General features: G+C 61.8%; 9 protein-coding genes. 4 read left to right on the top strand and 5 right to left on the bottom strand.

Annotation, left to right across the window (positions count from 1 at the left end):
- Positions 1–228: 228 nt before the first annotated feature.
- The 3 genes from budA (at position 229) to ACK3CV_RS18175 (ending at position 4,455) form a co-directional block, all read left to right on the top strand.
- Positions 229–1,008 (top strand): acetolactate decarboxylase, encoded by a 780-nt coding sequence (gene budA, locus ACK3CV_RS18185; protein WP_033635443.1) that lies wholly within the window; start codon positions 229–231, stop codon positions 1,006–1,008.
- A gap of 32 nt (positions 1,009–1,040) precedes the next feature.
- On the top strand, positions 1,041–2,726 hold the full coding sequence (alsS, locus tag ACK3CV_RS18180; protein WP_033635442.1) for an acetolactate synthase AlsS: 1,686 nt from the start codon (positions 1,041–1,043) through the stop codon (positions 2,724–2,726).
- A 142-nt stretch (positions 2,727–2,868) separates the two neighbouring features.
- Positions 2,869–4,455: an ABC transporter substrate-binding protein gene (locus ACK3CV_RS18175; protein ID WP_041036166.1), complete on the top strand. Its 1,587-nt coding sequence runs from the start codon at positions 2,869–2,871 to the stop codon at positions 4,453–4,455.
- Positions 4,456–4,490: 35 nt separating this feature from the next.
- On the opposite strand, the gene ACK3CV_RS18170 is transcribed toward ACK3CV_RS18175, so the two are convergent.
- A complete protein-coding gene (locus tag ACK3CV_RS18170; protein ID WP_164141955.1) occupies positions 4,491–6,653 on the bottom strand; it encodes a TonB-dependent siderophore receptor in 2,163 nt (720 codons plus the stop codon).
- A gap of 277 nt (positions 6,654–6,930) precedes the next feature.
- Between ACK3CV_RS18170 and fes the strand changes: the two genes are divergently transcribed.
- Complete coding sequence (fes, locus tag ACK3CV_RS18165) at positions 6,931–8,214, top strand: enterochelin esterase (protein ID WP_060422032.1); 1,284 nt, start codon at positions 6,931–6,933, stop codon at positions 8,212–8,214.
- Between the two features lie 37 nt (positions 8,215–8,251).
- Here the strand turns inward: fes and ACK3CV_RS18160 are convergent, their stop codons facing one another.
- The 4 genes from ACK3CV_RS18160 to fepB all read right to left on the bottom strand — a co-directional run bounded on the left by ACK3CV_RS18160 (position 8,252) and on the right by fepB (position 12,390).
- Positions 8,252–9,058 (bottom strand): ABC transporter ATP-binding protein, encoded by an 807-nt coding sequence (locus ACK3CV_RS18160; protein ID WP_033655005.1) that lies wholly within the window; start codon positions 9,056–9,058, stop codon positions 8,252–8,254.
- Positions 9,059–9,075: 17 nt separating this feature from the next.
- The gene (gene fepG / locus ACK3CV_RS18155; protein ID WP_033635436.1) at positions 9,076–10,113 is read right to left on the bottom strand and encodes an iron-enterobactin ABC transporter permease; all 1,038 of its coding nucleotides are present in this window, start codon (positions 10,111–10,113) and stop codon (positions 9,076–9,078) included.
- On the bottom strand, positions 10,113–11,168 hold the full coding sequence (gene fepD / locus ACK3CV_RS18150) for a Fe(3+)-siderophore ABC transporter permease (protein ID WP_033635435.1): 1,056 nt from the start codon (positions 11,166–11,168) through the stop codon (positions 10,113–10,115). The genes fepG and fepD overlap by 1 nt, the downstream gene beginning before the upstream one ends.
- A 214-nt stretch (positions 11,169–11,382) precedes the next feature.
- Positions 11,383–12,390, bottom strand: coding sequence for a Fe2+-enterobactin ABC transporter substrate-binding protein (gene fepB, locus ACK3CV_RS18145; protein WP_033649828.1), 1,008 nt, complete (start codon positions 12,388–12,390; stop codon positions 11,383–11,385).
- Positions 12,391–12,422: the final 32 nt, after the last annotated feature.

Genomic DNA, 12,422 nt, shown 5'->3' with positions numbered 1-12,422 from the left:
AACCGTTCAATTTGATAACCGGTTCAGTCTCAATGATTAGTAAGCCTTTACTTTATCTCATTCTGATCTGATGCCTGGTTATCGGCCGGCCAGCCGTGCCGGTTTTTTTGTCGCCTCAGGCTGAATCGTTCCAACTGATGAACGCGCCTTGGGGGGCATCTTGGCTCACCGTCGGTGGGTCTTTTGAACGCGCGGAACCGCGGTTTCGCGCTGGTGGAGGAGTCAGTCATGAACGAAAAACACGGGTGTGCCTGTGCGCGCCATTTGGCGCAGGGTTTTGCCAGGCAGTCGATCAACGCCGGGGAGGGCGAAATCTATCAAATCTCGCTGATGAGCGCGCTCATCGACGGGGTTTACGAGGGGGAGACCACCATTGCCGAGCTGCTCAAGCACGGCGATTTCGGCCTCGGCACCTTCAATCACCTGGACGGCGAACTGATCGCTTTCGACCAGGAAATACACCAGCTGCGCGCCGACGGCAGCGCCCGGCCGGCCGGCCTGCAACAGCAAACCCCCTTCGCCGTCGTCACCTTTTTCCAGCCCAGCGTCAGCCAGCAATTCGACCGGCCGATCACCAAGGCGCAGCTGCACCAGTGCATCGACGAGCAGGTCGCCTCGCCGAACCTGTTTTGCGCGGTGCGGGTCGACGGCGAGTTCAGCCACGTGGAAACCCGCACCGTGCCGCGCCAGGAGCGGCCCTACCGCCCGATGCTGGAGGCGATAGAAGAGCAGCCGACCTTCTCGTTCCATCAGCGGCGCGGCACGCTGGTTGGTTTCCGCTCGCCGGATTACATGCAGGGCATCGGCGTGGCCGGCTATCACGAACACTTCGTTACCGACGACCGCAGCGGCGGCGGCCACGTGCTGGACTATCAGCTCGATCATGGCCGTCTGCAGTTCGGCGTCATCACGCGTCTCAATCTTCAGTTGCCGCATGATGCGGATTTCTTGCGCGCCAACCTCTGCCCAGAGGATTTGGATCGCGCGATTCGTTCCGCCGAGGGCTAACCCCGGCGATCGTTTTCTTAGGAGGTGGAACCATGGCACAGGAAAAAACAGGCAATGACTGGCAATGCGGCGCCGATTTGGTGGTGAAAAACCTGGAAGCGCAGGGCGTCAAACACGTTTTCGGCATTCCGGGCGCCAAGATCGACCGGGTGTTCGACTCGCTGGAGGACGCGCCGTCGATCGAAACGGTGGTGGTGCGGCATGAGGCCAACGCGGCCTTTATGGCGGCGGCGGTCGGCCGCCTGACCGGCAAGGCCGGGGTGGCGCTGGTCACCTCCGGGCCGGGCAGCTCCAACCTGATCACCGGGCTGGCCACCGCCACTTCGGAAGGGGACGCGGTGGTGGCCTTCGGCGGGGCGGTGAAGCGCGCCGACAGCCTGAAGCAGACGCACCAGAGCATGGATACCGTCAGCATGTTCCGGCCGGTGACCAAGTATTGCGCCGAAGTGCATGCCGGTTCGGCAATTTCCGAGGTGATCGCCAACGCCTTTCGCCGCGCCGAGTTCGGCCGGCCGGGGGCGTCGTTCGTCAGCCTGCCGATGGATATCGTCAATGAACCGGTGAGCGCGCCGGTGCTGGCCGGCTGCCGCTTGCCACGCATGGGGGCCGCCGCGGCAGACGACATTCAGGCGGCGGTGAAACTGATCCGCCAGGCCAAATGCCCGGTATTGCTGCTCGGCCTGCAGGCCAGCCGGCCGGAGAACAGCGAGGCAGTGCGCCATCTGCTGTACCGCACCCATATGCCGGTGGTCGGCACCTATCAGGCGGCGGGGGTGATCGACGTCAACCACTTCGCCCGTTTCGCCGGCCGCGTCGGCCTGTTCAATAACCAGCCGGCCGATCAGCTGTTGCAGAAGGCCGATCTGGTGGTCAGCGTCGGCTATGATCCGATCGAATACGATCCCTGCATGTGGAACAGCCACGGGCGGCTGAAACTGGTGCACATCGACGTGCTGCCGGCGGATATCGACACCTGCTATCGGCCGGACGTCGAGCTGGTGGGCAACATCAGCGCCACGCTGAACATGATGACCGAAACGTTCACTGAGGCGGTCTGCGTGCCGCCGGAGGTGGAGCTGATCCTCACCGATCTCGGCCGCCAACGCACTGAACTGGCGGAGCGCGCCGCCCGCCGCGGCGGCATGCCGATCCACCCGCTGCGCATCGTCAAGGAGCTGCAGGACATCGTCAGCGACGACGTAACCCTGTGCGTGGACATGGGCAGCTTCCACATCTGGATCGCCCGCTACCTGTACAGCTTCCGCGCCCGTCAGCTGTTGATCTCCAACGGCCAGCAAACTATGGGGGTGGCGCTGCCGTGGGCCATCGGCGCGGCGCTGGTGCGCCCCGGCGATAAAGTGGTGTCTATCTCCGGCGACGGCGGGTTCATGCAGTCGAGTATGGAGCTGGAGACCGCGGTGCGGCTGAAAAACAACATCGTGCACGTCATCTGGGTCGATAACGCCTACAACATGGTGGAGATGCAGGAAGTGAACAAATACCAGCGCAAATCCGGCGTGGAGTTTGGGCCGATCGACTTCAAGGCCTACGCGGAATCCTGCGGCGCGGTCGGTTTCGCCGTGCAGTCGGTGGACGATCTGCGGCCGATGCTGCGCAAGGCGATGGCGATCCAGGGGCCGGTGGTGGTGGCCATTCCGGTCGACTACGCCGACAACTATAAGCTGATGGCGCAGATGAACTTCAGCCAGATGATTTAATTTCATCATCCTCGCGCCGTTTCACCGGGCAGGCCGCATGCGCGCCTGCCCGTTTTTATGCGCGGAATTTGTCCTTTACATCGCTAACCGCATGATTTATTGCTAACCGTTGGGCTGTTTTTTCACCACTGGGGATAGCGCAATGAAAAGAAAAGCAATAACGATCGGGCTGCTGGCGTTGGCGATTGCCGGCGGCGCGCGGGCCAATACACTGGTCTACTGTTCCGAAGGCTCGCCGGAAGGCTTCAACCCGCAGCTGTTCACCTCCGGCACCACGGTGGACGCCAGTTCGGCGGCGATCTACAACCGGCTGGTGGACTTCAAACCCGGCACCGTCGAGCTGCAACCCAGCCTGGCGGAAAGCTGGGAGGTGAGCGAAGACGGCAAGCGCTATACCTTCCACCTGCGCAAGGGCGTGGCATTCCAGAGCAATAAATATTTTACGCCCACCCGCGATTTCAACGCCGATGACGTCATTTTCTCGTTTATGCGGCAAAAGGACGCCAACAACCCGTATCACAAGGTCTCCAACGGCGCCTACACCAACTTCGAGTCGATGGAGTTCGGCACGCTGATCGACCGGATCGTCAAGGTGGACGACAACACCGTGCGCTTTGAGCTCTCCCGCGCCGAGGCGCCGTTCGTCGCCGATCTGGGCATGTACTTCGCCACCATTTTTTCGGCGGAATATGCCGACGCGATGCTGAAGGCCGGTACGCCGCAGCGGGTGGACAACGATCCGATCGGCACCGGGCCGTTCCAACTGGTGCAGTATCAGAAAGACGCGAAAATCCTCTACAAGGCGTTCGATCGTTACTGGGAAGGCAAACCGAAGATCGACCGGCTGGTGTTTTCGATCACGCCGGATGCGACGGTGCGTTACGCCAAGCTGCAAAAGAACGAGTGTCAGGTGATGCCGTTCCCCAATCCGGCGGATCTGGCGCGCATGCGGCAGGACGGCAACCTTCAGGTGATGGAAAAATCCGGCTTGAATATCGGCTTCCTGGCGTTCAACACCCAGAAGAAACCGTTGGATAACGTCAAGGTGCGCCAGGCGTTGGCGCTGGCGGTCAACAAGCCGGCGATCATCGAGGCGGTGTTCCACGGCGCCGGCCAGCCGGCCAAGAATCTGCTGCCGCCGACCCAGTGGGGCAGCAACGCGCAGCTTGAAGATTACCCGTATTCGCCGGAGCGGGCGAAGCAGCTGTTGCAGGAGGCCGGGCTGGGGCAGGGGTTCGACATCGATCTGTGGGCGATGCCGGTGCAGCGGCCCTACAATCCCAACGCCAAGCGCATGGCGGAGATGATCCAGGCCGACTGGGCCAAGATCGGCGTGCGCGCCAAAATCGTCACCTTCGAGTGGGGCGAATATTTGCAGCGGATTAAAAACGGCGAGCATCAGACCGCGCTGATGGGCTGGACCACCGCCAACGGCGATCCGGACAACTTCTTTGGGCCGCTGTTCACCTGCGCTTCGCTCGGTGGTTCGAACTCGGCGAAATGGTGCTATAAACCGTTCGACCAGCTGATCCTGCAGGCGCGCGAGGAGAACGATCACGCCAAGCGGGTGGCGATGTACCAGCAGGCGCAGGTGATGATGCACGATCAGATGCCGGCGCTGATGATCGCGCACTCGACCATCTTCGAACCGGTGCGCAAGGAAGTGAAAGGCTACGAGATAGACCCGTTCGGCAAACACATCTTCAAGCAGGTGTCGCTGGAGAAATAAAGCAGGGCGCCGCGGCAATGCGGCGCCCAAAGGTTTTACCAGCTGTAGCTGACCGTGGCGGTGACGGTGCGGCCGCTGCCGTAGAAACAGGCGTCCACGCCGCCGCAGGACGAAACGTAATGCTTGTCGGTCAGGTTGTTGACGTTAACCTGCAGCGCGGCGCCTGCCAGGCTCGGAGCCACTTCTGCCAATTCGTAGCGCGCCATCCAGTCATACAGCGTAAAGGCCGGCACTTTGTAGGTGTTGGTCGCATCGCCTTGGCTGGCGCCGTTGTAGCGTACCCCAGCGCCGGTGGAGAAGCCTTTCAGCGGCCCTTGCAGGAAGCTGTAGGTTCCCCAGGCGGAGGCGGCGTGCGTCGGCACCATCACCAGCGTCTTGCCGCGCTGATCGTCGACATAGGTTTCTTTGGTAACGATGTCGGTATAGGTGTAGGCCGCCATGAGCGCGATGGCCGGGGTGAGCTGTGAATGCACTTCGGCTTCCAGCCCCTTGGAGCGCACTTTGCCGATCTGCTCCTTGTATTTGGTTACCGGGTTGGTGGAGCTGACGTTTTTCTGCGTCAGATCGAACAACGCCAGCGTCAGCAGCGTGTTGCTGTTCTTCGGCTGGAATTTCACGCCGATTTCGGTTTGTTCACCGGTGGTGGGCTTGAACGGATCGGTGCCCGGCGCGCCGGTATCGAGGTTGGGTTCAAACGATGTGCTGTAGCTGATGTACGGGGCAATGCCGTTGTCAAAGACGTACAGCAGGCCGCTGCGGCCAGTCAGCTTGGTGTCGTTTTGCTGACTGTCGCTGGATCTCAACATGTCCTGAGTGCGCAGCTCGGTCCAGTCGTTGCGCAGCGACAACAACAAATTCCAACCGCCGTAGCTCATCTGATCCTGTAGATAAACGCCGAGTTGGTCCAGCACCTTGCGGTTATCGGTGACCTTCGGCAATGCGCTTTCGTTGACCGGCATGCCGTAAACCGGCCGAGTCCAGTCGAGGAAATAGCCCGCGCTGTCGCCGCGCCAGTTTTGGGTATTGACCTTGCTCCACTTGTAGTCAAGGCCGGTCAACACGCTGTGCTCGACGTCGCCGGTGCTGAATTGCGCTTTCAGTTGGTTATCCAGCCCCAGCTCATGGGATTTGACGATATCTTTTTGCGGACGGCGCTGCAGCAGCGTGCTGTTTTTGGCTTGCGACATGAACACCAGATATTTGTAACGTTCATCCACCGTGGTGTAACGCATGTTCTGCTGGAAAGAGAAAACGTCGTTAATATAGTGCTCGAAGATATAGCCGAACGAGGTTTGTTCGCGGCGAGCCTGATTGAAACCGGGATCGCTGACGTTGAAATCATACGGCAGATAGCCGGCGCTGCTTTTGATCGCCACGCCGGAGGTCGGCAGGAAGTTGCGGTAGCCGTTCTCCGGTTCCTTTTGATAGCTGGTCAACAGGGTGAACGTCGTGTCTTCATTGGCGATATAGGTCAGCGCCGGTGCGATGGCGAAGCGTTTTTCCTTGTGATCTTTGATACCGGTCTCTTTGGTGCCGGCGATGCCGTTAAGGCGATACAGCAGTTTGGCATCTTCGTCCAATGCGCCGCCGAAGTCGAAAGCGGCCTCTCCTTGATGCAGGTTGCCCGCGCTCAATTGCAGTTTGCGAATAGCCTGGGCGACGGGCCGCTTGCTGGTCATCGCCACCAGCCCACCCGGGTTGGCCTGGCCGTACAGCACAGAAGCCGGGCCGCGCACCACCTCAACGCGTTCAAGCAGCCAGGGGTCGATCTGGCCGCTTTGATAGCTCAGGCCGTCCAGATATTTTGGGGCGTAACGAAAGCCGCGTACGATCACTTCGTCGCTGCGGTTAGAGGTGCCGCGGTATTCCGCCACGACGCCGCTGGAGTATCGCAGCGCCTGGGCGACGGAAGCCGCATCCTGCTGATCCATTTGATCGCGCGTGACGACGGTGATGGCCTGCGGCGTTTTTACCAACGGCGCGGCGCTTTTGGTTCCCGCCGCGCTTTCTTTGGCGACGATGCCCTGCAGCGGCGCGGTGACGTTTTCCTGTGCGCCGGCGACGACGGTGATATCACGCTCAACGTTGTCGGTTCCGGCCTGTACGCCCGGCGCCAGCAGCATGGCTGAGGTCAGCAAGAGCTTGGCGACTGGGTGACGCAGAGGTTGATTGGCGGTATTTTGGGGGTGTTCTGACATTTTTCATCCCTTAAAAAACAATTTTATATCAAGCTATTGCTGTCTTTTTTCATTTGGCGCCGCCGAGAAGGGCTGCGCAGTTCCTTGCCATAAATGAACGGTGGACGAATCGCTTACCGTTTTGCAGAGCCACGCTTCGAAGTGGCCTTGTTGACCTCAGGCGCGTTGATTTATAATTGGTTACATTTTATTGAAAATACAAATGATTCTCAATACCATTTGCATTATTCAAGAAAACAAAAAACGCCGGGTGCGGTGAACAGGGGAAAAAGGAAAAATGCATTCGCTTCATGCCGATGGCCTGGTGCTCAACCTGCTGCAAAGGCCCGATCTCGGCGGAGAAGATTGGTGGCGTCAGGTCGCGGAGTTGGGAACGCCGCTCGTCGAATCGCTGCCCGCAGCGCAGGTGCGCGTTACCTTTTTCTGGCGCGACCCGTGGGGCGATGAACGGCGCTCGCCGATTAAAAAGGTGTATGTCGATATCAACTGCGTGACCGACCATCACAGCCCTTCGCCACAGAGTCTGGAACGCCGGCCGGGTAGCGATATTTGGTGGTGGCAGTTCACTGTTCGCGAAGATTGGCGAGGCAGTTACAGTTTTATACCCATTGAGACGGCGCAACTGCCGCCCGCTTTTACCGGCGATGCGGCTCAGCGTCGGCAGCAGCAGCGTCAGTGGTGGTGTTCGTTGTTTCCGTTGATGCGCCATGATCCGCTCAATCCGGTGGCGCCACACTGCAGCAGCCGCGGCTTCCCGTTGTCTGCGATACATTTGCCGGCGGCGCCGGATCAATCAGCGTGGCGGGCGTTGGACGCCGGGCAAGCATTGCCCGCCGCGTCTGGGCGTTTGCAGCACTTCTTTTGGCACAGCGAACGATTGGCTAACCGACGCAACATCTGGCTGTACGCCACCGGCGCAGGGGAAGACCGCCCGTTAGTCGTACTGCTGGACGGGCAATTTTGGCTGCATGGCATACCGATTTTTTCCGCACTGGACGCCGAGACGCTTAACGGAAGGCTGCCGTCGGCGCTTTATCTGTTTATCGACGTGATAGACATGGCGCGGCGTGCGGAAGAATTGGCCTGCAATGCGGCTTTCTGGCGGGCGGTGCAAGAGGAGCTGCTGCCGCAGGTGGCGGCGCGTACGCCTTACAGCGACGATCCGCAGCGCACGGTGGTGGCGGGGCAGAGTTACGGCGGGTTGGCGGCGTTGTATGCCGGGTTGCATTGGCCGCAGCGTTTCGGCTGCGTATTGACCCAGTCGGGTTCTTTCTGGTGGCCGCATATTGAAGCGATGATTAACCCGGCTGAGGAGTATGACGCCGACGTCGGCTGGTTGACTGAACAGGTGCGGCGGGGCTTGTGCGCCGCGACGCCGCTGCGCGTCTTTCAGGAAGCCGGTGAAGGGGAGAGGGATATTCATCAGGTCAATCGCCAAATGCATCGGGCGCTGGTGGAGGCGGGGCATCGGGTCGATTATCGCGTGTTCGCCGGCGGGCATGATGCCGTCTGCTGGCGCGGCGGTTTGCTCGACGGATTGCGGGCGCTGTTGGCTCCCTAGTCATGGATAAACGAAGGCCGGGTTAACCCGGCCTTTTTCATGCCTGCGGCGTGTCGCAGTGGTAGCGGCCGCGCGGGATCACCAGCGGCGTGTGGGACAGCGGATCGTCGATGATCATGCACGGCATGCCGAATACACGCTCAACCAGCTCGGCGGTGATGATCTCCGCCGGTTTCCCCTCCGCCACGATCTTGCCGTCGCGCATAGCGATGATGTGATCGGCATAGCGGCAGGCGTGGTTGAGATCGTGCAGCACCGCGATGAGGGTTTGGCCGTGCTCGCGGTTGAGCTGGCGGAACAGATCCAGCAGCTCGATCTGATGCGCGATGTCCAGATAGGTGGTCGGTTCATCCAGCAGCAGCAGCGGCGTTTGCTGCGCCAACGCCATCGCCACCCAGACGCGCTGGCGCTGCCCGCCGGACAGCTCGTCGACGCTGCGGTCCGCCAGCTGGCCGACGTTGGTGGCCGCCATGGCGGCTTCCACCGCCTGTTTGTCGGCCTGCGTCCACTGTTTCAGCAGGCTCTGGTGCGGGTAGCGGCCGCGCGACACCAGATCCGCCACGGTAATGCTGTCCGGTGCGATCGAGGTTTGCGGCAGCAGCCCAAGCTCGCGCGCCAGCGCCTTGGTGGCGAAGTTGCTGATGTTCTTGCCGTCCAGCATCACCTCGCCGGCGCTGGGTTTCAGCAGGCGGCATAGGGCGCGCAACAGCGTCGATTTGCCGCAGGCGTTCGGCCCGACGATCACCGTGAAGGCGCCGTCGGGGATCGCCACGCTCAGATCGTCAGCGATGATTTTATTGTCGTAGCCCAGCTTCAGATGCGAGGCGTGCAGGCGGTGGCTCATGGCATTGTCATTCTTCATTATCTGCGGGCCTCACGGATGAGCAGCCAAATCAGGTACAGACCGCCGATGCAGACGGTCACGACCCCGACCGGCAGTTGGATCGGTGCGAAAAGATGTTGGGACACTACGTCGGCGCCGAGCAGCAGCGCCGCACCCATCAGCGCCGAGGACGTCAGGGTGACCGAGGATTGGCCGGCCAGGCGGCGGGCGATCTGCGGCGCCGCCAGCGCGATGAAGGAAATCGGCCCGGCGGTGGCGGTGACGGCGGCGGTGAGGGTGACGCCGAACAGCATCAGCCACAGCCGGCTGCCTTCGGCGTTCACGCCCAGCGCGCGCGCCGTATCGTCGCCCATTTCCAGCAGCTGCAGCCGTTTGCCCATCAGCAGCGCGGCCGCGGCCGCCAGCACGATGAACGCCGTGGCGGGTTGGGCTTTCTGCCAGGTCATGCCGTTGAGCGAACCGGCCTGCCACATGGCGGCGTCCATGGCGCGCTCCAGCGAGGCGGTGATGATCAGCCAGGTATTGGTGGAGACCAATACCGCGCTGATGGCGATGCCGACGATGATCAGCCGGAAGCCGGCGATGCCTTGCCGCCAGGCCAGCAGGTAGATGGCCAGCGCGGCGAGAATGCCGCCGGCCAGCGCGCCGCCGGCGATGTAGTAATAGCCGCCGTTGAACAGGGTGATGGCGATCAGCGCGCCGGTGTAAGCCCCCATGTTAAAGCCAATCACGTCCGGGCTGCCGAGCGGGTTGCGGATAATCGACTGGAAGATGGCGCCGCTCATGCCGAGCGCGGCACCTAACAGCAGCGCCATGGCGATACGTGGCAAGCGCCATTGGGTGACCACGGTGACCAGATTTTTCGGCGCCTCGCCGCTGAGCGCGGCAAAGACCTGCTCCAGCGAGAGCTGCAGCGTGCCGTAGCACAGCGCGGCAACGGCCATCGCCAGGCACAACGCCAGCAGCGAAAGGTTGACCAGCAGCAGGCGCAGCGGCATGCGCCAGTTGATGACGCCGTCCGGGCGGCCGATATGCAACGTGTGGGGCAGACTCATCACAGCCCCCCCAGCGTTTTCTTGCGGCGCACCAGCCAGATCAGCACCGGCGCGCCGATGAAGGCCGCCACGATGGAAACCCGCAGCTCACCGGCCGCCAGCAGACGGCCGACCACGTCGGCGCACAGCAGTAAAATCGGCGCCAGCAGCATGGAGTAGGGCAGGATCCAGCGCTGGTCGGGGCCGACCCACCAGCGGGCGATGTGCGGCACCATCAGGCCGATAAAGCTGATTGGGCCGACGGTGGCGGTTGCCGCGCCGCACAGCAGCGTGATGGCGATCACCGCGATGACCTGAGTCAGCACCACGCGCGCGCCGAGCGCGATAGCCAGATCTTCCCCCATGCCGATGGTATTCAGCGGCCGGGCGATGAGCAGCGTCAGCAGGCAGCCGAGCAAAATGGCGGGGGCGGTGACCGGCAGCGTGGACAGCGTGCGGATATCCAGCGTGCCGGCCTGCCAGAAGCGCAGTTGGTCGAAGGTTTGCGGATCGATCAGCGACAGCCCGGTGGTGATGCCGAGCAGCACCGCGCCGATCGCCACGCCGGCCAGCGTCAGCCGCACCGGGTTAATGCGCCCGCCCGCCAGCGTGCCGATCAGGTAGACCAGCAGGGTGGTGAGGGCGGCGCCGACAAAGGCGTAGGCCATATAGCTTTCGGTGGTGGCGGCGCCGAAAAACATGATGCCGATGACCACGGCGAAGCTGGCACCGGCGTTGATGCCGAGCACGCCGGGATCGGCCAACGGATTGCGCGTCAAGGCCTGAATCAGCGCGCCGGCGGCGCCGAGCGCCATGCCGGCCAAGATGCCCGCCAGCGTACGGGGCACCCGGGCGTTGAGAATGATGGTGCTGTCGGAACCGCTCGCGGCGCCCTGCAGGCTGAGCCAGACGGTGTGGAAGGGGATGGCTTTGGAACCCAGCATCAGGCTGGCAATGATGCACAGCAGCAACAGCGCCAAGCCGATACCGAACCCGGCGATGCGTTTGAAGCCACTGGCGTAAGCTGCGTGCGGTGCGGACGAAAGCGTCCGCTCAGTCGGAGTGGGTACGTTCACACCGGTAACTCCTGTATGATTTTTATTCTCATTGTTATTTGCGTTCATGCGGGCGCTAATAGTAGCACGAGTTTACGCCCGCATGCACCCGCCGGTTGGTGGCGCAGGTGCGTTGACGATGTTAATAACTATTGATATTTCAATTGATTGAATGTGAACGGTTGCCCTGTTTATGGCAAACGTCGGCAGGAGGCTGACCCGCCGACGGCGTGGTTCAGGGCTTTTTGAACAGCCGTTCGATTTGGTTCAGCATGTTGGTGGCGCTGTAGTAATCGAGGCGGAAGGTATCGTTGCCGACGGCATAGACGTGCCGCTGTTCCACCGGCTCCAGATGTTTGAGGAACGGGTTGGTCAGCACCTCTTGCACTTTGCGCTCGTTGGTGGCGAACAGGATCAGCGTTTTGCCGTTCAGGCCCTCGGCCATTTTTTCGCCGGAGATCTGGATGATGTCATGGCGTTTACCCATGCTGGTGTTGCCTTTGGCGCTTTCCGGCGGGGTGGCCAGCTGGAAGCCGAGCTGCGTCAGCAGCTTGCCCTGGGCGGAACCCGGCGTCCACAGCATGGCCTCGCGGCCGTTGTCGGCATACACCAGCGGAGTGGTCGGCTGCGGCGGCAGCGCGATCGCCTGCTTCACTTGCTCCACGCGCTGTTCGAAACGATCCTCCGCCTGTTTGGCGCCGGCTTCATGGCCGGTGATCTCGCCGAGCTCGCTGGCCAGCTGCTGCCAGCTCTTGTCGCCATAGTCGAGCACCAGCGTCGGCGCAATGGCGGACAGCTGGTCATACAGCTTCAACGCCGAATCACCGCCGGTGGCGGCGACGACGATCAAATCCGGTGCGGCGGCGGCGACGGCTTCGGCATTGGGCTCCACCTGGTACAGCCGTTCGACGTGGCGCTGTTTGGCCACTTCGCTCCACTGGGTAAAGAAGCCTTGCTTATCGGCCACCAGGGGATTTGGGCTGGTGGCGGCGCTGGCGACCACCGGGGCGTCGATAGCCAGCAGCGTGCCGGTAATGGTGACGCTGGTGGACACGATGCGCTGCGGCGGTTTTTCCAGCGTGAATTTCCCTTTGACGCTGTCGATGGTGCGCGGCCAACTGCTGTCGGCAGCGGGGGCGGACGGTTTCTGCCCGTCGCTCTGGTCGTCCGGGCCGCAGCCGCTGAGCAGCAGGCTGGAAGTGGCGATAAATGCAATGAACAGCTGGCGTAAGGATAGGGTCATGAGCGGGCTCTTTCTTTCCTTGAACTAAGGCT

The organism is Serratia sp. TSO36 (assembly GCF_057808395.1).
Note: the sequence above shows the minus strand (reverse complement) of the source record. Positions and strands in the feature narration are given on the sequence as shown.

Bases quoted from the DNA above. Each gene is read 5' to 3' on its own strand.
- budA (WP_033635443.1), top strand. From the start codon at position 229: ATGAACGAAAAACACGGGTGTGCCTGTGCGCGCCATTTGGCGCAGGGT.
- alsS (WP_033635442.1), top strand. From the start codon at position 1,041: ATGGCACAGGAAAAAACAGGCAATGACTGGCAATGCGGCGCCGATTTG.
- ACK3CV_RS18175 (WP_041036166.1), top strand. From the start codon at position 2,869: ATGAAAAGAAAAGCAATAACGATCGGGCTGCTGGCGTTGGCGATTGCC.
- ACK3CV_RS18170 (WP_164141955.1), bottom strand. From the start codon at position 6,653: ATGTCAGAACACCCCCAAAATACCGCCAATCAACCTCTGCGTCACCCA.
- fes (WP_060422032.1), top strand. From the start codon at position 6,931: ATGCATTCGCTTCATGCCGATGGCCTGGTGCTCAACCTGCTGCAAAGG.
- ACK3CV_RS18160 (WP_033655005.1), bottom strand. From the start codon at position 9,058: ATGAGCCACCGCCTGCACGCCTCGCATCTGAAGCTGGGCTACGACAAT.
- fepG (WP_033635436.1), bottom strand. From the start codon at position 10,113: ATGAGTCTGCCCCACACGTTGCATATCGGCCGCCCGGACGGCGTCATC.
- fepB (WP_033649828.1), bottom strand. From the start codon at position 12,390: ATGACCCTATCCTTACGCCAGCTGTTCATTGCATTTATCGCCACTTCC.